This window comes from Clostridium sp. YIM B02555 (assembly GCF_022320955.1).
GTDB lineage: Bacteria > Bacillota > Clostridia > Clostridiales > Clostridiaceae > Clostridium > Clostridium saccharoperbutylacetonicum.
On the sequence record NZ_JAKJJY010000023.1, the window covers coordinates 66,920 to 90,447 of the forward strand.

Here is a 23,528-nt window from a genome sequence, read left to right on the forward strand (position 1 = left end):
TTGGAGTTGAAGTGGATGATTGATGTTAATGAGTTTTATAATGAGTTATTAGAAAATGAAATGGATTTTTTTGCGGGGGTGCCTGATTCTTTATTGAAATCTTTTTGTGCATATATTAAGGATAATATTAGTAATGAAAAGAATATTATTGCTGCAAATGAGGGCAATGCAGTGGCTTTAGCAAGTGGATATTATTTAGCAACAAGGAAAATTGGAGTAGTATATATGCAAAACTCTGGGCTCGGAAATGCATTAAACCCACTTGCTTCTCTTGCGGATGAACTAGTTTATAGTATACCAATGTTATTAATAATAGGCTGGAGGGGAGAACCGAACAAAAAAGATGAACCTCAGCATAAAAAGCAAGGTTTAATTACAACTCAGATATTAGATATATTAGGAATACAATATAAGGTATTAGATGAATTTACTAGTAATAATAAAATGAAGTCTGAATTGAAAAAAGCACATATATATATGAAAGAAAAAAATGAGCCATATGCGTTGGTGGTTAAAAAGAACACATTTGTTGAATATGAACTTAAGAATAAGAATGCTTATAATTTTGAAATGACAAGGGAAGAGGCAATAGAAACATTAGTAAATGAGATTAATGATAATTCAGTTATTATTTCTACAACAGGAATGGCATCTAGGGAACTCTTTGAAATAAGAGAAAAAAAGAGCCATGATCATAATAAAGATTTTTTAACAGTAGGATCTATGGGCCATGCATCTCAAATTGGGTTGGCAATTGCTTTAAATAAGAAAGACAAGGTTGTGTATTGTGTTGATGGTGATGGAGCTTTGTTAATGCATCTTGGTGGGTTGGCTATAATAGGAAATCAGAAACCAAATAATTTTAGACATATTTTAATTAATAATGGTGCTCATGATTCTGTTGGGGGTCAAGAAACTGTCGGGTTTGACGTTGATATAAGTAAAATAGCAGAAGCTTGTGGATTTGAAAATTGTTATTCATGCGATTCGAAATTAAAATTGGAAGAGTTATTGGAGAAAGCAAAAGATCTTGAAGGGCCTCTATTTATAGAAATAAAGGTAAAAAAAGGAGCAAGAAAAGATTTAGGAAGACCTACAACGACACCAATTGAAAATAAAAATGCATTCATGAAGTTTTTAGATTTATAAATTTTAAACTATAATTAGCAGAAAAATAAGGAGCGTTAATATGGACATTAAGAGAAATATATTATTAAATCCAGGACCTGCAACTACTACTGATACAGTGAAATTTTCACAGGTTGTACCAGATATATGTCCCAGAGAAAAAGAATTTGGTGATGTAATGGAATTTGTGTCAAAAGAACTTACTAACTTTGTTGGTTCTAATGATACTTATACAACAATACTGTTTGGCGGATCTGGAACAGCTGCTGTTGAGGCGATTATAAGTTCAGTAGTGGATAATGGAAAAGTTTTAATAATTAATAATGGTGCTTATGGTAAAAGAATTTGTGAAATGGCTGAGATATATAATTTAAGTTATATAGAATTTGAAAGTTCAGCTATAGAAGAAATTAATTTGAATGAGTTAGAAGATATAATAAAAATGCATAATTCAGATGATAATAGTGAAGTTGGTATAAGCCATCTGGCAGTAATTCATCACGAAACTACAACAGGAATATTAAACGATATAGGATTAATAGGTGAGCTTTGTAAAAAATATAATATTGATATGATAGTTGATGCTATGAGTTCATTTGCTGGAATTCCAATAGACATGGATGAAATGAATATAACATACTTGGCTTCAAGTTCAAATAAGTGTATACAAGGAATGGCTGGAATAAGCTTTGTTATAGCAAATAAAGAAGCATTGATTAAAACAAAAAATATTAAGTCAAGAAATCTCTATTTAAATCTCTATAAACAATATATTTATTTTAAGGATAATTATCAAATGAGATTTACACCGCCAGTACAAGTGCTTTATGCATTAAGACAAGCTATAATTGAGACTAAAGAGGAGACTATTTATGCAAGGTACGAAAGATACAAAGAATGTTGTAAAGTTTTATGGACTGGATTAGATAAATTAAAATTAAGAAAGTTAGTGAGTGAAAAAGTTTCATCTATGCTGCTAACATCAATAATAGAACCCAAAATAGGTGGGTATAATTTTAATGAAATGCACAATTTCTTATATAATAGAGGCTTTACAATATATCCTGGAAAGATAACATCAAAAAATACTTTTAGAATAGCCAATATAGGACAAATATATCCAGAAAATATGCTTAAGTTTATAGAATTATTAGAGGAATATTTCACTCAGTTGCAAGCAAACTATGAAGAGTAATCAAATTATTATAATGTTATAAAAAAATAGTTTAAAGAAAAGTTTTGTCTACCTATCTGATAAATAGTTAGCAAAACTTTTCTTTTCATAATTTACATGTTACTAGCTGTAAATTTTTTTATTATTAAAGTTAGTATAAGCATTGTTACTGAAGTTATAGCAATTGTACCACCAGGAGCACTGTTTACAAAATAAGAAAGGACTAGTCCAATCATTACATCTAAAAAACCAAAGACAATTGCAAAAATTAATGTTTTTGTAAAACCTTTTTTTAATTGCATAGCTGTTGCTACAGGAACAACTATAATCGAAGAAACTACAAGTATTCCCATAACTCTTATAGAAAGTGAAATTGTAGCACCTACAAGTAAAGTGAAAATGTAATTAATTAATTTAACATTTATACCTGCTGTCTTTGCACCATTTTCATCAAAGGTTACATATATTAATTTGTTATAAAGAAATAGAAGCGTTATAAAGCAAATACCACCGACAATGGAAATTAACATAATATCTGACTCGGTTACAGTTAGAATACTACCAAATAAGAATGAATCTACTTTTGCAGAAGCTTTCCCACTACTTATTAAGATGATAGCAATACCTAAGCTTAGGGTTAAAACAATAGACATTACTAGCTCACTATATTTTTTATAATAAGTTCTTAAAAACTCTATAATTATTGCGCAGGCACTAGTAAATGCAAAAGCTGTTATAAGTGGATTTGTACCTGTAAGCAACCCGATTGCTACACCTGCAAAGGAAGAATGGGACAAGGTATCTCCAATCATTGAATAACGCTTAAGAACAATAAACAGTCCTATAAATGGACAAAGAATAGAAACAAGAAAACCTGCAATAAATGCATTTTGCATAAAACCTAATTCAAACATAAAATATTACCTTTCTAAAAATACTCATTTGATATTATGGAATTTTATATTATTTTGGAAAAAGAACAATCGTCATCTATACTATTTGAAAATTCTTCCTTAGAATATAATTTTATATTAGCATTTTCAACCTTTAAAATGTGGGTTGAATATTTTAAAGCTATTCTTGTATTATGTTCGACAGAAATAATAGTTTTTCCAAAATTTTTATTTAAACTTTGAAGTAAAGGATAAATTTCACTTTGACTTTTTTCATCAACTCCAGTTGATGGCTCATCCAGTATTATTAAATCTGGATCTCCCATAAGAGCTCTTGCAATAAAAATTCTTTGCTGCTGTCCACCAGAAAGATTACCAATCAAGCTTTTAGAAAACTCAAGCATATTAACTTTTTCCAAAGAATCAGTGATACATTTTGGGTTTTTAAGACCAATAGTCTTAGCATGACAAGATAATAATTCTTTAATTGTTATTGGAAAGTCTGCATTGAAATTATCCATTCTCTGTGGAACATAGGATATTTTATTGGAGGCTAATGTGATTGTACCATTATCAGGCTTCAATAGTCCTAATATAAGTTTTACCAATGTGCTTTTGCAGCTTCCGTTTTCTCCAAGTATAGATAAGTAAACTCCTTTTGGGATATTTAAATTTATATCTGTTAACAAATTTGTTCCTTTAGTATAAGAGAAACTTAAATTTTTTATAGTAATCAAATAATCAACTCCTTAAAACATTATTATATTATACACTTTCTTGCAAATGATTTGCAAGATAAATAAATGCTTTAATGTTGAATTATATTTCGACTTATTATAGAATAAAATAGAAGTTCGAGAAGAAACCGGGAGGGGAAAATGAAAAAGAAGATTTTATGGATACTAATGCCTATTTTTGTGGGAATAGTAATAGTTATTTTTTTAAATAATTTTCTAGATAAAAAAATACAAACGTTGTTAAACACAAAAAACTTAAAAAGTATAAATATAGAATATGGAAGCACGTATAAAGACAGAGGAGTCATATACAATGAATACTTGACACAAAATGATTACCTTTTATTAGAAGGATCGTCAGAATTAGGTGCTCCTGTTTCGCAATTACCTGTTAATACGTTTCCTGCCAAGGGATTAGAGAATTTTGCAACTACAGGTAGAGCTTATTCTCAAGATTTAAAACAAATATCAGTGCTTGGCGGCATGGATAGTGATAAAAAAGATAGGAAAGTTGCAATGATACTTTCTCTTCAATGGTTTATGGGAAGTGCTGGAATTGATAACACAAGCTTTGAAGCTAATTTTTCACCTTCACAGTTTTATACCCTTTTATCAAATAAAAACATAACAGAAGAGCATAGAAAAAAGTATGCTTCTAGAGTAGATCAGGTATTAACAAAGACTTCTCAATTTGCACCAGAAAAGTTATATGCTAAAATTTATTCTAATGATGGTATTCAATACAAGTTATTGAAGTGCTTATTTGAGCCTTATTTTTTTGCACGTGAAAACATTGTTACTCTTAAGGATAAAGGATTATTATATAGAAAATTAATTACTTTGCCAGAGAAAGAGACTACAGAATTAAGAGAAATAAACTGGACTGAAGAATATAAAAAGGCTGAAGAACAAGGTAAAAGCCAAGTTACAAATAATGAGTTTATGGTGTATGACACCTATTATGATAAATATTTAAAAGATAATTTACAATCTCAAAAAGATATTAATAAAAATGTTGATTTGATGAATTCAAAAGAATATGAAGATTATGAACTGTATTTAGATATTTGTTCAGATTTAAATATAAAACCATATATAATTTTAGCGCCTACAAATGGAAGATGGTATGATTATACTGGGATGACTAAGGAAAATAGAGATAAATTCTTTGACAGAATAGAAGAAATGGCGAGAAAAAGAGGATTTGAAGTTTTAAATTTAAAAAATGAAGAATATACACCTTATTTTATATGCGATGTGATGCATTTAGGATGGAAGGGATGGACTAAGGTAAATGAAGAACTTTATGAGCATTTTAAAAACTAATAAAGAGATAAGCTTTGCTTTAATAGCTTCTGTAGTAGTTATTTTAGCAATCTTAATATTAACATTTGAACCATTTAATGAAATACCATTTGTATATAATCAATTTTAAAGGAGATAAGAAAATGAAGATTTTAGAAGGCATAAAAAAATACTCTGAAACAGATAGAATCGCATTAAAATGTGATGGAAATATAATGACTTATATGGATTTAGATAAAACTTCGGAAGCTATAGGTGCATTTTTATTAAAAGAATTTGGAGATGATAGAACTCCTATTATCATATATGGAAATAAAGAAAATTTAATGATGGCAGTAATGATGGCTGCTCTAAAATCAGGAAGAGCATATATACCAATTGACATTAGTTATCCTAAAGAAAGAGTAGAGGCAATTATAGGTGAAGTTAACCCTAAGGTGCTTATTGACTTTAGTAAAGAAAACACTTTTGAAAATATACGTGTATTAAAAGAAGAACAGCTTATGGAAATACAAAATGAGTACAAAGATATTGAAGTTCAAAAAAGTAGTTGGGTAAAAGAAGATGAAAATGCATATATTTTATTTACTTCTGGAAGTACAGGAAAGCCAAAGGGGGTTCAAATAAGCAGTAATAATTTAGATAACTTTGTTGAATGGATAGCAGATTATTTACATTTAGATGAGTCGGAAGAAGTATTTATGAATCAAGCTGCATATTCTTTTGATTTATCTGTAACTTCAATATATCCAGGCTTATGTTATGGGAAAACTCTGCATGGATATTCAAAGGAAACTCTTTCAAATTTAAAAAATATGTTTAATGATATGGGAGAATCAGGAATCAATATATGGGTGTCAACTCCATCGTTTGCAGGTATGTGTGTGGTAGAAGAAAGCTTCAATTCTATAATGCTTCCTAATTTGAAAGCTATGATATTCGTAGGAGAAGTTCTTCCAAAACCTCTTTGCGAGGAACTTTTAAATAGATTTCCAGGCACAAGAATTGTAAATGGATATGGGCCAACAGAAGCAACAGTAGCAGTAAGTGCAAATGATATGAATAGAGAGACACTTGCACAAGAAGGTAGCCTTCCTATAGGATATCCAATGAAAACTTCAGTTGTGAAAATCGTTGATGAAGCTGGAAATAGAGTAAATGAAGGAGAAAAGGGAGAAATCATAATTGTAGGTCCAAGTGTAAGTAAAGGATACTTTAACAATAAGGAAATGACAGATAAAGCATTTTTTTATGATGAATATAATGGTACTAACTGTAGAGCATATAGAACAGGTGACTTAGGATATTATGTAAATGGGAATTTATATTACTGTGGTAGAAAGGATTTCCAAATAAAGCTTAATGGTTACAGAATAGAAATAGAAGACATAGAAAACAATTTGGTAAAAGTAAGTAATGTAAAAAATGCTGCTGTTGTGCCAGTTAATAAAGATGATAAAATTGCTTATTTAACAGCTTTTATTGAATTAAAGGAAGATAACGGGTTAAGTGGATTAAAGAATGGAATCGCAATAAAAAAAGAATTAGGAGAATTAATTCCGTCATATATGGTCCCAAGAAACATAAAAATAGTTACACAATTTCCTACTAATGTGAATGGAAAGATTGACAGGAAAAAATTATTGGAGGACCTATAATGAAATTAACACAATATGGAGATTACTTTTATTTATATCTATTATTATTAACCTTTATTCCAGCTATAGTATTAGCCTTAAAAGGAATAAATATTAAATATTATGGATTAATAGTATCAATAGCTATGATTTATCTCATAATGGGAAAAACTATAGGCTTGATTATGTTTTTGATGTTTCTGGCTGGAGAAATTACGCTGATTTACGGATATTTATATCTTCGAAAAAAAAATGATAGTAGATATCTATATTGGGCCTTTTTGTTTATGTCAATAATTCCGGTTATAATAACTAAAGTGGCTGGACTTACAAGGTTTGCGCCATACATTGGATTTATTGGTTTGTCATATTTGAACTTTAAGGCAATCCAAATAATAATTGAAATTTATGATGGTAGAATTACTGAAATTAAATTTATAGATTTTATTAATTTTATTTTATTCTTTCCTACATTAAGTTCTGGACCTATTGATAGATGGAAGAGATTTGAAGAAAATTTAAATTCTAAAATAGAAAAAAATGAATATGTTAATGAATTTTTGTTAGTTGGATTAAGAAAAATATTTATAGCAATAATATATAAATTTATAATTGCGTATTTAATTGACACATATTGGTTGCTAAATATACCAAAAGAGGTTAATATAATAAATAGTATAAATTATATGTATGCTTATACCATGTATTTATTTTTTGACTTTGCAGGATATAGTTTATTTGCAATTGGAACAAGTTATATATTTGGTATTAAAACCCCAGAGAATTTCAATAAGCCTTTCTTAAGCAAGGATATGAAAGAATTCTGGACACGATGGCATATTTCTTTGTCACGATGGTTTGGAGATTATATTTTTTCAAGATTTGTATTGGATTCTATGAGGAAGAAAAGATTTAGAAGCAGATTTACAGCTTCTCATGTAGCACAAATAATTACAATGTTTATTATGGGCTTATGGCATGGGCTAACTGTATATTATATTTTATATGGGTTATATCAAGGAGTAGCGTTAGTATTAACAGATATATATCAAAGAAAATCAACTTTTTATAAAAAGAATAAGAACCAAAAATGGTTTAATTGTGTTCAAATAGCAATAACATTCCATATAGTTTGTTTTGGTATGTTAATATTTTCAGGATATTTATTTAAATAAAAGGAGTATGTAAAATGAAAGAACAAGTATTAGAAATATTTATTGAAGTTACAGGAAATGATGAAATTGCTGAAGATTTAGATTTAAATCTTTTTGATGCAGGATTATTAGATTCACTAGCAATAATAGAAGTATTGCTAAAATTGGAAGAGAAATTAGGAATAAAACTTCAACCTACAGATTTAGAAAGAGAAGATATGTCAACAGTTAATAAGTTGGCTGAATTCTTAGAAAATAGAAAATAATATAATTAGATGACTATTGTTGGATAAATAGTAATATAGGAAAAGATTAGGCTATCTAAATGTAATAGAAGTATTAAAATTTTTATTACATTTAGATAGTCTATTTTGTTTAAGAAATTTATATATATTGCTATATTTTATTTTTATGGTTATAAATTGCCTTTTTTGATATAATCAGAGTGATATATAGATGATTTTAAATAATTATTTATTTTTTAATTAACACAATAAATAAAATATTCATATATGTTTAAAAAAGTGTTAAAACTAATATAATAAAAGTAATAGGATGGTGTGTTTATGGATTTTTCGAGTTTAGTATTAATAGAAAAAGATAATCAAACAGGTTTTATAAAGAAAGAATTAGGAAGCTTCGAAGTAAATGAAGGAGCGTTGTTTGTAAAAAAACTTTATGTATTGGATGGAATTGTAAATATGTATTTTGATACAAATAAAGATGTAGAAGAATGGGAATACTCTGCTATATATGATTTATTTAATAAGGAAGCATTTGTAGAAAAAGGATATGAATTAGAAGAAGATGAAGAAGAATATAATCCTACATATATAATAAAATTTGAATATAAAGATGATTATAATGAAATGAAGGAAAAAATACATGAAGCAGTAGCAATAATAGAAAATGAAATGAATGCAGTATTTGAAGCTATAAAAGGGAAAGAAGAAATATATTCAGAATAATTTATAGATATCCAAAGCAAGAATTAGACATATGCAGAACTTACCGAAATTAAACACATATTTATTCCAGCGGACTAATGAAATTTTTGCTGGATGGGTTCTAAGTGGAAGGTTGCACCCATTTCTGCATGTTCCTAAAATAAATTTATGACAAGCAGAAAATGGAACAACCTTCCACTAACAACCATCACAGCTTAATTTCATATGCCGCTTGCACAAATATGTATCTAATTTCTAGTGTAATGTTAAGATTATAATTTCGCGATGATGCATGTATATTCCATTTATAAGTTTGATTATTAATTTGGATATCTATAATTATAAAAACAAAATAAGAATTGTTAACAGTTAGTTTAAACCAATAGCTCATAACTGTTAACTCATAACTCATAACTAAATGAAAGGGAAGGTGTTAAGATGAGTGAATTAAGAAAAAGAGAAGAAATTGAAGATAAATTTAAATGGAATATTAATAAAATATATACAAATATCGAAACATGGGAAAAGGATTTTGAAAGTCTAAAAAGTCAGGCAATGAAATTAAATGAGTATTCAGGGAAATTAACTAATGGAGAAAAAATCTTAGAATATCTTAAATTTAATGAAGAAATATCAAGAAAAGCAGAAAATTTATTTATTTATGCACATTTAAAATATGATGAAGATACTTCAAATACAACATATCAAGCTTTAATGAGTAAAATTGATATATATATGGCTGAATTTGCAAGTTATACAGCTTTTTTTGTTCCAGAAATTTTAAGCCTAGAGGATAAATTTATTGAAGCGGAAATAAATAGAGTAAGTGAATTAAAGAATTACAAATTTTTAATTGAAGATATCTTAAAAGAAAAACCACATATTCTATCAAAAGAAATGGAAGAATTATTAGCAGCAGCTTCAGATTGTTTGGATGCTCCATCAGCAATACACAGCATTTTGACTAATGCAGATATGACGTTTGGTAAATTAGAAGACGAGGAAGGAAATGAAGTTGAATTAACAGAAGGAAATTACTCTTCATTTATAAAAAGTAAAAATATAAATGTAAGAAAAGCTGCATTTGAAAGACTATTCGGAGAATATGACAAGTTAAAAAATACACTAGCAACTTCTTTAACTGCTTCAATAAAAACTTTTAATTTTAGTAGTAAAGTAAGAAAATACTCAAGTGCATTGGAAGCTTCACTAAAGCCTAATAATATTCCATTAGATGTTTATAGAAATGCTATTAAAGTTATAAATGACAACTTAAATTCTCTTCATAGATATGTTGAAATTAAGAAAAAGTTATTAGGCCTAGATGAAATCCATATGTATGATTTATATGTTCCGGTAATTGAAATAGAAAAGGAAAAAATTGAGTTTAATACTGGAGTTGATACAGTTTTAGAAGCTTTAAAACCTCTTGGAAGTGAATACTTAGATATATTTAAAAGTGGTATTAAGGATGGATGGATAGATATATATGAAAATAAGGGAAAAAGAGGTGGTGCATATTCATGGGGTGGATATGATACTATGCCTTATGTTCTTTTAAATTATAATAATGATTTGCAGGATGTATCAACTTTAGCTCACGAAATGGGTCACTCAATACATTCTTATTACTCAAGAAAGGAACAGCCATATCATTATTCGAGTTATACATTATTTTGTGCAGAAGTTGCATCGACTACTAATGAATCTTTGCTTATTCACTATTTGATTGAAAATGAAAAAGATGAAAAGAAAAAGCTTTATCTAATTAATCAAGAATTAGAACAAATTAGAACAACAGTTTTCAGACAATTGATGTTTGCAGAATTTGAGCTTTATACTCATGAAACTTTAGAACAAGGAATTCCATTAACTGCTGATGAGTATAATAAGGCGTGGCACGATTTAAATGTTAAATATTTTGGAAGTGAAATGATAATAGATAAAGAAATAGATGTAGAATGGGCTAGAATTCCTCATTTTTATTCTGATTTTTATGTTTATCAATATGCTACAGGTTATGCAGCAGCATCAGCATTCTCAAAATCAATATTAGAAGGCAAAGAAGATTCAGTTGAGAAGTATAAAGGCTTTTTAAAAGCTGGTGGCAGCGATTATCCAATAAGTATTTTGAAAAATGCAGGTGTAGATATGATGTCTAATGCACCTATAGAAGCAACTATAAAGAGATTTAATGAACTTTTAGATATGATAGGTAAATAAAATTTGTACAATGCACAATTGTAGATTATCAGTTATCAAGTGCCAATTATCAATTGTCAGTTTGGTTTAGAGATTGCAATTGTGCATTGAAATTATATTTGGGATAGGTAAAGCATGAAAAATATTAAAGAAGAATTTTACAAAACTTTATTAAATAGAGAAGATTTCTATATGAAGCAATACTATAGCAATTATCATAAAGAAGATGTATATATTGCAATTAAAGAATTACGAGAAGGCATATACTGTGCTTTAATAACTGATGAAGCAAATGAAAATATAGATTCACTAGAAGCATTTGAGTACATAAAAACATTAGATAAACCATTTTCACTTAATGTGATGATTTTATCTGGTAAAGACTATATATACACGGAACATATACATCCAATAAATAAGCTTATTATTAATAAAGATAGAGGTAATGTTATAGCTTGTGATGAATCTTGTCTTCCATTAAAACAAATATTTGAGAAATTGTTAGAAGGTCAACTAGAAGGGGATTTTTCAAAAGAAAAGTTCTTAAAATATAAAATAATTACATTTTGTATAATAGCAATAAATATAGTTTTGTTTATCGTTATTCAAACGGTAATACATTATAAAACAAACATTGAGGTTAATAATTTAATTAATGCTGCAAATGCATCCTCTATTAAAGTTTCGCAGAATATGATAGATAATTTGATTAATGGAATAAATAATTCGGTATTAGTTGATTTTGGAGCAAAAGATAATATATTAATAAATCAAGGACAGATTTGGAGATTATTTACTTGTGCCTTTTTGCATTCAGGTTTTATACATATTGCATGCAATATGTATTCTCTGTATATAATAGGGCCTCAAATTGAACAAATTTATGGTGCTAGAAAATATTTGATTATTTATACAGTATCCTGTGTAACAGCATCATTATTAAGTTATTTTATGAATCCAGATAGTATATCCGTAGGGGCATCAGGAGCAATATTTGGTTTGATGGGAGCACTTTTAGCTTTTGCATTTATAGAGAGAAATAAAATTCAGAAAAAATATATGTCTAGTTTAATGCAGGTTATAATTATAAATTTATTTATAGGATTAAGCATCTCAAATATTGATAACTTTGCTCATATTGGAGGCTTAGTTGGTGGTGTTTTAACAGGATACATAAGTTATAAAATATTTAATAATAATATGGGTAAATTATAATTAGTTCCTTTGATTTGAAAGATGTTACTAAAATTGAAATTTTAAAATTCAGAAAAATGAAATTTGGAAATATTAATGTTATCTTAAGAAAATAGACTTGATTTTTTATTTTTATTGAAATATTATTAAGTAGGTATAGTACGATGATAAGTATGTAAAATAATAAATGGGAGCAGGTCTCATTAAATATTAGGAGTGAACATAATGGGAGAATATATTTTGACCATAACAGCTATATTTCAAATTTTGGTTTTTGCAATAATATGCTATTATTTGTTTTTAGGAATTGCTGGTTTATTTAGAAAAGAAGAAAAAAAGAATTATACGCCTAAGAATAAATTTGCAATGTTAATTGCAGCGCATAATGAAGAAGTTGTTATTGGAAGTCTTATAGAGAGTATGATGAAATTAGATTATCCTAAGGAAATGTATGATGTTTTTGTAATTGCAGATAATTGTACGGATAATACAGCTAAAATAGCTAAAGGCTATGGTGTTAATGTTTGTGAAAGATTTTCTAAAGACAAAAGAGGAAAAGGATATGCATTAGAATGGATGTTTTCAAAATTATTTGCTATGGAAAAACAATATGATGCTATTGCAATATTTGATGCAGACAATCTTGTACATAAAGATTTCTTAAAAGAAATGAATTCCAAAATGCAAGAAGGATATAAAGTTGTACAGGGATACATTGATAGTAAAAACCCTGAAGATTCGTGGATAGCATCAAGTTATTCTATAGGTTTTTGGACTCAGAACAGAATGAATCAATTAGCTAAAGCAAATTTGGGATTAACAAGTCAAATTGGTGGTACAGGATTTGTTTTAGAAACAAATACATTAAAAAAACTAGGATGGGGTGCAACTTGCTTAACAGAGGATTTAGAATTTACTTGTAAACTTGTGTTAAATGGAGAAAAAGTAGGATGGGCACACGATGCTATAATATATGATGAAAAGCCATTGAAATTAAAGCAGTCATGGTCGCAAAGAAAAAGATGGATGCAAGGTTTTACTGATGTTGCTTCAAGATATTTCTTTAAATTACTAAAGAAAGCAGTTTTAGAAAGAAAATTTTATATTTTCGACTGTGCATTATATGTTTTACAACCATTTGTAACAGTATTAATAGGTATATCAACTATTTTAACATTAATACAATCCAATACCAGTGGAGTTAATATTTTTATTATTAATTACTTGTTTAGTGATGATGCATTTAAAGCATTTTGTGTTATTCAATTTTTATTGACACCACTTACGTTGTTAATAGATAAGAAAATTTCAAAACAATTCATGTTAATGGAAATTTTATATTCAAGTAATGTTTTTGTAGTTCCATATTTAGCAACAAATACTAGGGATTGGTTAGTAGCATTAGCAATTAGTATTGGATATAATTTAGCATTTTTAGTGTTAACAGGGATATTACTAGGAAAGAAACAATTTGTTTTATTCTATAGATTCTGGTTATATGGATTATATACAATAACATGGTTCCCTATTTCAATACAAGGTATATTAAACAAGAATAATAAAGAGTGGAGCCATACTAAGCATGTTAGAAAAATAGAAATATGTGATGTATAAAGCTTCTGATTATTGAGGTATAAAGAGTGTATTATTAATTTGATAGTGCACTCTTTATTAATTAGAAGTTAAGTTTTTTTGACATTGTACGATAAAGGAAGTATATTTTATAGAGTAAGTTTATAATGAACAAATAAGAACTGGTGTTCAAACGGAGGAGTTTTATGGAATTGAAAAATACTTATGATGTAACAGATTTAACATCATTAGAAAAACTAGAACCAGTAAGGATAAGACCTGGAATGTATATAGGTTCTACAGGAAGCAAAGGTCTACATCATTGTATTTGGGAAATAGTTGATAATGCCATAGATGAAATAGCTAATGGCTATGGAAATAAAGTAACTATAATCTTAAATGAAGATAAAAGCGTTACTGTAATAGATAATGCAAGAGGTATTCCTACAGGTATTCATCCAGTTAAAAAGAAATCGGGAGTCGAAATGGTATTTACTGAACTTCATACGGGAGGTAAATTTAATAATAAAAATTATAAAACATCTGGAGGACTACATGGAGTTGGTGCTGCAGTTGTAAATGCTTTATCAAAATGGCTGGAAGTAGAAGTATATCAAAATGGAAATATATATAGACAGAGATTTGAATATGCTTATGACAAAGAATTGAAAAGAGAAATGCCTGGAACAGCTGTTAGTGGATTAAAAATTATAGGAAAAACTGATAAGGTTGGAACAAAAATTACATTTAAACCGGATGAAGAAGTATTTTCAACAATTGATTTTAAGTTTGATATAATAGACAGCAGACTGCAGGAATTGGCATTTCAAAATAAAGGTGTTACTCTAGAATTAGTTGATAAGAGAAAAGGACAGGAAATTACAAAAGAATATTACTCTGAAAATGGGCTTTTAGATTTTATTAATTATTTAAATGAAAGCAAGACACCCATTCACGACACACCAATAATTTTTGATGGAGAAAGAGTTGTTGGAGATCTTCAAATGTATGGAGAAATATGTATTCAATTTACTGATTCTACAACAGAATATATCGCTAGTTATGTAAATAATATTCCTACAACTGAGGCTGGAACTCATGAAACAGGTTTTAAAACTGGTATGACGAGAGCCTTTAAGGAGTGGGCTAAGAAGTTAGGATTGGTTAAGGAAAAGGATAAGGAATTTGAAGGTGACGATTTAAGAGAAGGCATGACTGCAATTGTAAGAATTAAAATTACAAATCCTATATTCGAAGGGCAAACTAAAACTAAACTCGGAAATACTGAGGCATATACCATGATGAATGATTTGGTATACACTAAATTTTCTGAATGGATTGAAGATAACAAAACTTTAGCTACAAATATAATTAATAATGCTTTAGAAGCAGCAAAAAGAAGAGACAAAATTAAGAAAATAAATGATGCAGAAAAAAAGAAAATAGGTAAAGGAACTGCACCGCTTGCAGGTAAAGTTGCTGTATGTACATTAAAAGATAAATTTGTAAATGAATTTATAGTTGTTGAGGGAGATTCGGCAGGTGGTTCTGCAAAACAGGCTAGAGATAGAAGATTCCAAACAATAATGCCATCTAAGGGAAAAATAATGAATACAGAAAAGCAAAAGCTTGAAAATGTATTAGCCTCTGAAGAATTAAAAATATTTAATACTGCAATTGGAACAGGGACCTTAGATAATTATAAAGAAGAAGATTTAAAATATGATAAAATCATAATTATGAGTGATGCAGATGTTGATGGATATCATATTAGAACTCTTTGGATGACATATATCTATAGATATATGCGACCATTAATAGCAAATGGTCATTTATATCTTGCACAGCCTCCTTTATACAAGGTATATAAGGAATCAAAAGGTAAAGATATAGTTAAATATGCATATAGTGATGATGAATTAGAAGGTGTTAAAAAGCAAATTGGAAAAGGTGCTTTAATTCAAAGATATAAAGGTCTTGGGGAAATGAATCCAGATCAGTTATGGGATACAACATTAAATCCAGAAAGTAGAACACTGCTTCAAGTGACTATAGAAGATGCAGCTAAGGCAGAAAAGATGATTTCGTTGCTTATGGGTGATATTGTAGAACCAAGAAAGAATTATATGTATAAATACGGAGAATTTTAGGTAGTTTACAGTTAACAATTTACAATTTACAGTTGAGGGGCGAATTTATTCCACAACTTTAAATTGTGCACTGTAAACTGAAGAAGGGATATATTATGGCAAAGAAGAATGAAAATAACATACCTAAGGATAATAATATAATTAACATTCCTATTGAAGAGGCAATGCCAGAAAATTATTTGCCTTATGCAATAGAAGTAGCAAAAGATAGAGCACTTCCAGATGTTAGAGATGGATTAAAGCCAGTACATAGAAGAATTTTATATGGAGCGTATATGTTAAAGGCGTTTCCGGATAGACCATATTATAAGTCTGCAAGAATAGTTGGGGATATACTAGGTAAATATCATCCACACGGTGATACATCAGTTTATGAGTCTATGGTAATTTTAGCACAAGATTTTTCTACAAGAGCACCTCTTATAGAAGGTCATGGAAACTGGGGATCTATAGATGGAGATGGAGCAGCAGCAATGAGGTATACAGAAGCGAGATTATCGCCTATTGCCATGGAAATGCTTCGCGATATTGAAAAAGATACGGTTGATATGGTTCCTAACTATTCGGACAGTGAAATGGAGCCTAAAGTATTACCAAGCAGATATCCTAATCTTTTAGTAAATGGAACGTTTGGTATAGCTGTTGGTCTTGCAACTAATATACCACCACACAATCTAGGAGAAGTGACGGATGGCGTTTTAGCTTATATTGATAATAATGAGATAACAACTAGTGAGTTAATGAAATATATTAAAGGTCCAGACTTACCGACAGGTGGGATCTTAATTGGAGAAAAATCTATCTTAGCTGCTTATGAAACCGGAGAAGGAAAAGTTGCATATAGGGCTAAAACTAACATAGAAAAGCTTGAAAATGGTAGAATTGGTATAGTTATAACTGAATTCCCATTCAGAAGAAATAAATCTAAACTTCTTCAAACTATATCTGAAATGACGGGAGACAAAAGGCATGCTAAAGCGTTAGAAGCTATAACAGATATTAGAGATGAATCTGATAGAAATGGAATCAGAGCTGTAGTTGAATTAAAGAAAAATGCAGGTGAAGATGTAGCTGATAAGATATTAAAATATTTATTTAAGAAAACTGATTTGCAGTGTAACATTAGTTTTAATATGGTTGCATTAGCCAATGGAAAGCCTGAAACTATGAGTTTGAAGGCTATAATACGATATTATGTAGAACATCAAAAAGAAATAATAACTAGAAGAACAAGCAAAGAGCTTGAAGTAGCAAAGAAGAGACATCATATTGTTGAAGGTTTTATTAAGGCTATAAGCATATTAGATGAAGTAATAGCAATGATTAGAAGTTCGAAATCTAAGAAGGATGCTTCTATAAATTTAATTGATAAATTTGGATTTTCAGAAGACCAAGCTCAAGCTGTATTAGAACTTATGTTGTATAGATTAACAGGTCTTGAAATAGAGGTGTTTCAAAAGGAATATGAACAACTTGACAAACTTATTAAAAAACTTGAAAAAATATTATCTAGTGAAAAGGAACTTTTAAAAGTAGTCAAAAGTGAATTAAAAGAAATTAGTGATAAATATTCAGATAAAAGACGAACTGAAATAGTTCATGATGATAGTGAAAGTAAAATTGAGCTTGAAGAATTAATTGTTATAGAAGATGTTGTAATTACAGTATCAAAAGACGGATTTGTTAAGCGAATGCCTCTTAAAAATTATAATAGATCAAGTTCTAATCCTGAAGATATTGAATATAGAGAAGGAGATTGTTTGAGTTTTTTAGTAAATTCAAATACTAAAGATACTCTGGTTGTATTTACAGATAAAGGCTTTATGTATCAGACAAAGGGTATTAATATATCTGAGCTTAAATGGAAGGAAAAAGGAGAAAGGCTTGATGAAATTATTAAAACTTTAAACCTTGAAGAGGAAAAAATAGTTTCAGCTATATCTATAGATAATTTTTCACCAAGTAATGCTCTTAGATTTATCACCAAAAAAGGTGGAATTAAATTAAGTTCATTGGATAAATTCCAAACTTCATATACTAAGCTTCAAGCATTAAAGCTTAGAGAAGATGATGAATTAATAGATGTATGCTTAAGAGAGCTAGAAGAAGAACAAAAATTCTTGAGAGTTAAAAGTAAGTTGGGATTAGAATTTACTCTTGAAGTAAAAGCTTTAGAGGATACATCCAGGAATATATTGCCAATGCAGTTATTTAATTTCCCGAAGGAAGATGAAATAATTGAAGTTGAAGATAGTGAAGAACTTGAATATTTTGAAATAAATCTTGGAATAACAGATAAAAAGAAGTTTAGGGCTTTTGAAAGAATTAAAGAAGATGCCTTGAAAGTTAAAACCAATTCCTTAAAAGAGATACTCATGTTTAGCAATAAGGGATTTGTATACAAAGTCCCAGCATTCCTAATGAAGAAGGTATTAAAAGACGAAATTGAAGTAGAAGCATTTTTGGGAAAATTAGAAAAGGGAGAAAAAATAATTAGCTTAAAATCAATAGATTCATATACTGATGAAGATCTAGCTGTTTATACATTTTCTAAAAAGGGAATGATTAAGAAGACTTTATTAAAGGAATTTGAAGGCGATTTCTTTAAACAAGTATGTTATAAGTTTAAGTACGAAGATGATGAAGTAATTGCTACAGAAGTAGAACAATTAAAATTTGGGCATTTAATTATGATTACTAAAAAAGGTATGGCAATAAGATTCCCAGTTGAAAATGTAAATACCATGGGTAAAATTGCATCAGGAGTTACAGGAATAAGCTTACGAGATGAGGATGAAGTTATTTTTGGTAAATATCATAGTAATTATAAAAGTGGAGAAGGAAATAGTGTGATTCTGTCTGAAAGTGATATGGAAGTAATGCTCGTTTCTAAATCTAAAGAAAAATCGGTAATGAAAATAAATGATATTAAATTACAGAATAGAGCAGGAAGAGGAGCTAATATAATGGTTATTGTTCTTGATGATGAAATAAAAGAAGTTACATTAAGATAGTATATATTATATGGTGTTTATAAAATAATTGAGTTATAATTAAGGTAATAATAAATTATAGAATGAGGATGTTCTAAAGTGGTTAGGATATCCTCATTTGTCTTATAAGAGGAGGAAGTTTATATGAAAAAAGTATGTGTATTATTAGCAGAAGGATTTGAAGAAATAGAAGCTTTAACTGTATCTGATATAATGAGAAGAGCAGATATAACCTGTGATTTAATTTCAATGGAAGATGAAATGGTTAAATCAAGTCATGGACTAGAAATTAAAGCAGATAAAATTTTTGATGCGGATATGGAATATGATTTGGTTGTAATTCCGGGAGGTATACCAGGAGCTACTAATTTGAGAGATGACGAAAGGGTAATAAAATTTGTAAAAAAACAAAATAAAGAAGGAAAATTATTAGCAGCAATTTGTGCAGGGCCAATTGTACTTGGGAAAGCTGGTTTGACTGAAGGAATAAACATGACATCATATCCAGGTTATGAAGATGAATTAATTAACTGTGAATATTTAGAAGAAGCAGTTGTGGTTGATAAAAATATAATAACTAGTAGAGGACCAGCAACTGCAATGGCTTTTTCGTATAAATTATTAGAAATGCTAGGGTATGAGCATAAGGTTGAAGCTATTTCATCAGGAATGTTATATAAGATGTATATAGGTTAAGATGTTAGATGTAATTAATAGCAATGCACAATTTTGAATTGTAAAAATTAATAGATATATAATTTGAATTGTGCATTGTAAACTAGAAAGAGGATAAATGATGGCTGAAAGATGGTTTGTAAAAAATATAAAAGCTAATTATAAGCAAATAGCACAAAAATATGGAATTACAGAATTTATGAGCAAGCTTATTATTAATAGGGATATTACAAATGATGAAGTTATAAGAAGCTATGTAAATCCAAGTCTTGAAAGACTTAGAAATGCAAGTGATATGAAAGATTTAGATAAAACTGTAAATATCCTTAAAGAAAAAATAGAATTAAATAAAAAAATACGGATTGTTGGAGATTATGATGTAGATGGAGTTATAAGCATTTACATTTTATATACTGCATTAGTTAAATGCAATGCAAAAGTAGATTATGAAATCCCAGATAGAATTAAAGATGGCTATGGTATAAATAAAGATATAATACAACAAGCTAAGGAAGATGGAGTTGATACAATCTTAACTTGTGACAATGGAATATCAGCAATAGAAGCAATTAAATATGCAAAAGATTTGGGAATGACTGTTATTGTAACAGATCATCATGATATTCCGTTTGTAGAAGATGAAAATAATAATAGAAAATTCATAAGTTCAGAAGCAGATGCTATAGTGAATCCTAAACAAGAAGATTGTAGATATAAATTTAAGCAATTATGTGGAGCAGGAGTAGCATTTAAACTTGTTCAAGTGCTTTATGAAAAATTTAATATAGATAAGGAAGAAGCGTTTAAATTAATAGAATTTTTGGCTATTGCAACAGTTTGCGATGTTGTAGATTTAGTTGATGAGAATAGAATTTTTGTTAAAAAAGGATTAGAACTTATAAATAATACTAGCAATTTAGGTTTAATGGAATTGCTTAGAGAATGTGAATTAAATGAAAAAAAATTATCAGTATATCATCTTGGATTTATAATAGGACCCTGTATTAATGCATCAGGCAGGCTAGATACTGCGAAAGTAGGATTACAATTATTGCTTTCAAAAGAAGAAGAGGAAGCAGTTACTTTAGCTAAAGAATTAGTAAGGTTAAATGAAGAAAGAAAAGAAATGACAATGAAAGGCGTTGAAACTGCAATAGAAATTGTTGAAATGAACGGGATGATTAATGACAAGGTGCTTGTGATTTATATACCGGATGTTCATGAAAGCTTAGCAGGGATAATCGCAGGGAGGATAAGGGAAAAATACAATGCGCCAACCTTGGTTGTCACAAAGTCCGAAAAAGGAGTAAAGGGTTCTGGTAGATCCATAGAGGAATATAATATGTATGAGGAACTTATTAAATGCAAGGATTTACTTGAAAACTTTGGGGGGCATCCTATGGCTGCTGGATTTTCACTGCAGGAAGAAAATATTGATGAATTTAGAAGAAGATTGAATAAAAATACTGCTTTAAAAGATGAAGATTTACTTAGAAAGGTTACCATTGATTGTGTTTTGCCACTTGATTCAATAAGTTATGATTTGATCAATGATATTGAAAGATTAGAACCGTTTGGAAAAGCTAACTCTAAACCATTATTTGCTGAAAAAAATGTGAGTTTAATAAAAGCAGTAGTATTGGGGAAAAATAGAAATGTGTTAAAGCTTAAGGTAAAGACTAAATTAAATAAAGTAATAGATGCAATATATTTTGGAGATATTTATGAATTTGAAGAAGAAGTTAGTAATAAGTATGGCAAAGAAGAATTGTTAAAACTTTATGATGGAGTATATAATGGGATAATGATGGATTTGGTTTTTTATCCAAATGTTAATGAATATAATGGAAATACGAGTATTCAAATTGTAGTCCAAAATTACAGATGATTTAGGAAGTTTACAGTTTACAATTTACAGTGTACAGTTGAGATAGCAATTGTTCAAAGTAAGATACTGATGTAGATATTGTTTATAGTTTGCAATTTACAGTTGAGATGAGAAAAATAGAGATCTTACATGGATTTCAATAAATAGTTAAGTGATTTCGGGAGGGAAGTCTTTTGTCAAAATATAAAATTATAATGACCGGAGGAGGAACAGCAGGGCATGTTACTCCTAATTTAGCGTTGATACCTAAATTGAAAGAAAAAGGATTTGAAATAAAATATATTGGTAGTTTCAATGGTATTGAAAAAGAGATAATAGAAAAAAACAATATACCATTCTTTGGAATAAGTTGTGGGAAATTAAGAAGGTATTTTGATGTTAAAAACTTTACAGATCCATTTAAGATAATGAAAGGAGTTATTCAGTCTATAAGAATAATTTCAAAGGAGCAACCGGATATTATTTTTTCAAAAGGTGGATTTGTTGCAGTTCCTGTAGTTATTGCAGCATCAATGAAAAAAATACCCGTAGTAGCCCATGAATCTGATATAACACCAGGCTTAGCTAATAAATTATCAGCACCTTTTTGTGATAAATTATGTGTTACTTTTAGAGAAAGCTTAAATTATGTAAAGGGCGATAAAGGTGTACTTACTGGAAGTCCTATAAGAGAAGAAATCCTTAAGGGTGATAAATTTAAAGGGAAAAAACTATGTGGATTTACTAATGATAAGGAAACATTGCTTATAATGGGTGGAAGCCTTGGATCTAAATTGATAAATGAGGAAATAAGAAAGAACTTAGATAGACTTTTAAGTGAATTTAATATAATTCACATTTGCGGAAAAGGTAATATTGAGGAAAGCTTGAAAGATAGAAGTGGATATCAACAATTTGAATATGTAAGCGATGAACTACCAAATCTTATGGCTGCTGCAGATTACATAGTATCAAGAGCAGGAGCTAATTCTATATTTGAATTTTTGGCGTTAAAAAAACCAACTTTATTGATTCCTCTTTCTAAAAAGGCGAGTAGAGGAGATCAAATTTTGAACTCTAAATCCTTTAAAAAAGAAGGATATTCATTAATGATAGAAGAAGAAGAAATTAATGAAAAAGTATTATATCATAAAATTATTGAATTAAAGAAGAGAAAAAGAGAATTGATAGGAAATATGGAGAAAAGTCAAGCCCAAAATGGTGTAGAAGCAATAGTAGGGGTATTATTAAAGAGCATTCGAGAATAGATTGCTAAAATCTATAAATATTATTTAAAATAATACAAATTATATAATCAAATCTTGCAAAAAAAAATATGTGAGATATAATAAAAGAGTAAGTTTATTTTAGTTAATAAGTAAGTTAATTATTTAACGAGAAGATGAGGTGCTGTTTCAATGAAGAAAGTGTCAATAATATATTGGAGTTGTGGTGGTAATATCGAGATTCTAGCAAACAAAATGGCAGAGGGTGCTAGAGAGCAAGGTGCAAATGTTAACTTAAAGCATGTTGCAGATGCCACAATAGAAGATGTATTAGAAGCAGATTGCCTTGCTTTTGGCTGCCCAGCATTAGATGCAACTAAAATAGAACAAGAAGAAATGAGACCATTTCTTCAACAGTTAGAATCTTTTAAAGATCAGAATGAAAATAAGAATTGTATTTTGTTTGCTACCTATGGATGGATTGATAATTCTTTCATGAAAATATGGAAAGATGAGATGTCATCATATGGGTTTAATGTGATTGGAGATTTAGCAGTTAAAGATTCAATAACTAAGAAGCACTCGAGTATGATTATGAACTTAAGTAAACAATTGGTTAAATAAACTGATTGTAATAGTGCTTAAGAGGTGTGACTTTTAGCTAGTCAAATGTT

Annotated in this window: 19 protein-coding genes; 17 read left to right on the forward strand and 2 right to left on the reverse strand. The window is 28.8% G+C overall.

The annotated features are described in order from the left end of the window. Positions 1-15: 15 nt before the first annotated feature. The gene (gene aepY, locus L3B98_RS23590) at positions 16-1,149 is read left to right on the forward strand and encodes a phosphonopyruvate decarboxylase (protein ID WP_238918465.1); all 1,134 of its coding nucleotides are present in this window, start codon (positions 16-18) and stop codon (positions 1,147-1,149) included. A gap of 40 nt (positions 1,150-1,189) precedes the next feature. Beyond that, a complete protein-coding gene (locus tag L3B98_RS23595) occupies positions 1,190-2,323 on the forward strand; it encodes a 2-aminoethylphosphonate aminotransferase (protein ID WP_238918466.1) in 1,134 nt (377 codons plus the stop codon). A 92-nt stretch (positions 2,324-2,415) separates the two neighbouring features. Here L3B98_RS23595 and L3B98_RS23600 read toward each other — a convergent pair whose 3' ends face one another. Both L3B98_RS23600 and L3B98_RS23605 read right to left on the reverse strand, forming a co-directional pair. Further along, a complete protein-coding gene (locus L3B98_RS23600) occupies positions 2,416-3,216 on the reverse strand; it encodes a metal ABC transporter permease (protein WP_015394680.1) in 801 nt (266 codons plus the stop codon). A gap of 44 nt (positions 3,217-3,260) precedes the next feature. Then, positions 3,261-3,932 (reverse strand): metal ABC transporter ATP-binding protein, encoded by a 672-nt coding sequence (locus L3B98_RS23605; protein WP_238918467.1) that lies wholly within the window; start codon positions 3,930-3,932, stop codon positions 3,261-3,263. Positions 3,933-4,073: 141 nt separating this feature from the next. Here L3B98_RS23605 and dltD point away from each other — a divergent pair, with 141 nt between their 5' ends. The 15 genes from dltD (at position 4,074) to L3B98_RS23675 (ending at position 23,478) form a co-directional block, all read left to right on the forward strand. Beyond that, positions 4,074-5,258, forward strand: a complete 1,185-nt coding sequence (dltD, locus tag L3B98_RS23610; protein WP_238918468.1) for a D-alanyl-lipoteichoic acid biosynthesis protein DltD — start codon at positions 4,074-4,076, stop codon at positions 5,256-5,258. Then, positions 5,239-5,367, forward strand: coding sequence for a hypothetical protein (locus tag L3B98_RS29020; RefSeq protein WP_275298488.1), 129 nt, complete (start codon positions 5,239-5,241; stop codon positions 5,365-5,367). The genes dltD and L3B98_RS29020 overlap by 20 nt, the downstream gene beginning before the upstream one ends. A 13-nt stretch (positions 5,368-5,380) precedes the next feature. Then, positions 5,381-6,895, forward strand: a complete 1,515-nt coding sequence (gene dltA / locus L3B98_RS23615) for a D-alanine--poly(phosphoribitol) ligase subunit DltA (protein ID WP_238918469.1) — start codon at positions 5,381-5,383, stop codon at positions 6,893-6,895. Next, positions 6,895-8,049 (forward strand): D-alanyl-lipoteichoic acid biosynthesis protein DltB, encoded by a 1,155-nt coding sequence (dltB, locus tag L3B98_RS23620; protein ID WP_015394675.1) that lies wholly within the window; start codon positions 6,895-6,897, stop codon positions 8,047-8,049. Before dltA ends, dltB begins: the two co-directional genes overlap by 1 nt. Before the next feature lie 14 nt (positions 8,050-8,063). Continuing rightward, positions 8,064-8,294, forward strand: coding sequence for a D-alanine--poly(phosphoribitol) ligase subunit DltC (gene dltC, locus L3B98_RS23625; protein ID WP_015394674.1), 231 nt, complete (start codon positions 8,064-8,066; stop codon positions 8,292-8,294). A gap of 300 nt (positions 8,295-8,594) precedes the next feature. Continuing rightward, positions 8,595-8,996 (forward strand): DUF6762 family protein, encoded by a 402-nt coding sequence (locus L3B98_RS23630; RefSeq protein ID WP_238918470.1) that lies wholly within the window; start codon positions 8,595-8,597, stop codon positions 8,994-8,996. A gap of 417 nt (positions 8,997-9,413) precedes the next feature. Beyond that, the gene (gene pepF, locus L3B98_RS23635) at positions 9,414-11,198 is read left to right on the forward strand and encodes an oligoendopeptidase F (RefSeq protein ID WP_238918471.1); all 1,785 of its coding nucleotides are present in this window, start codon (positions 9,414-9,416) and stop codon (positions 11,196-11,198) included. A gap of 114 nt (positions 11,199-11,312) precedes the next feature. Continuing rightward, entirely contained in the window at positions 11,313-12,392 is a 1,080-nt protein-coding gene (locus L3B98_RS23640) for a rhomboid family intramembrane serine protease (RefSeq protein ID WP_238918472.1), read from the forward strand. A 204-nt stretch (positions 12,393-12,596) separates the two neighbouring features. Further along, positions 12,597-13,985: a glycosyltransferase family 2 protein gene (locus L3B98_RS23645; RefSeq protein WP_015394670.1), complete on the forward strand. Its 1,389-nt coding sequence runs from the start codon at positions 12,597-12,599 to the stop codon at positions 13,983-13,985. A 164-nt stretch (positions 13,986-14,149) separates the two neighbouring features. After that, complete coding sequence (locus L3B98_RS23650) at positions 14,150-16,093, forward strand: DNA topoisomerase IV subunit B (protein WP_015394669.1); 1,944 nt, start codon at positions 14,150-14,152, stop codon at positions 16,091-16,093. 95 nt (positions 16,094-16,188) lie between these two features. After that, positions 16,189-19,107, forward strand: a complete 2,919-nt coding sequence (locus tag L3B98_RS23655; RefSeq protein WP_238918473.1) for a DNA topoisomerase IV subunit A — start codon at positions 16,189-16,191, stop codon at positions 19,105-19,107. A 123-nt stretch (positions 19,108-19,230) separates the two neighbouring features. Beyond that, positions 19,231-19,782 carry a DJ-1 family glyoxalase III gene (locus L3B98_RS23660; RefSeq protein WP_238918474.1) on the forward strand — a complete coding sequence of 184 codons (552 nt, stop codon included), beginning with the start codon at positions 19,231-19,233 and terminating at the stop codon, positions 19,780-19,782. Between the two features lie 100 nt (positions 19,783-19,882). Further along, complete coding sequence (gene recJ / locus L3B98_RS23665) at positions 19,883-21,649, forward strand: single-stranded-DNA-specific exonuclease RecJ (RefSeq protein ID WP_238918475.1); 1,767 nt, start codon at positions 19,883-19,885, stop codon at positions 21,647-21,649. A 173-nt stretch (positions 21,650-21,822) separates the two neighbouring features. After that, positions 21,823-22,896, forward strand: a complete 1,074-nt coding sequence (locus L3B98_RS23670; RefSeq protein WP_238918476.1) for an undecaprenyldiphospho-muramoylpentapeptide beta-N-acetylglucosaminyltransferase — start codon at positions 21,823-21,825, stop codon at positions 22,894-22,896. 150 nt (positions 22,897-23,046) lie between these two features. Continuing rightward, positions 23,047-23,478: a flavodoxin domain-containing protein gene (locus L3B98_RS23675; RefSeq protein ID WP_015394664.1), complete on the forward strand. Its 432-nt coding sequence runs from the start codon at positions 23,047-23,049 to the stop codon at positions 23,476-23,478. The last annotated feature ends 50 nt before the right edge of the window (positions 23,479-23,528 follow it).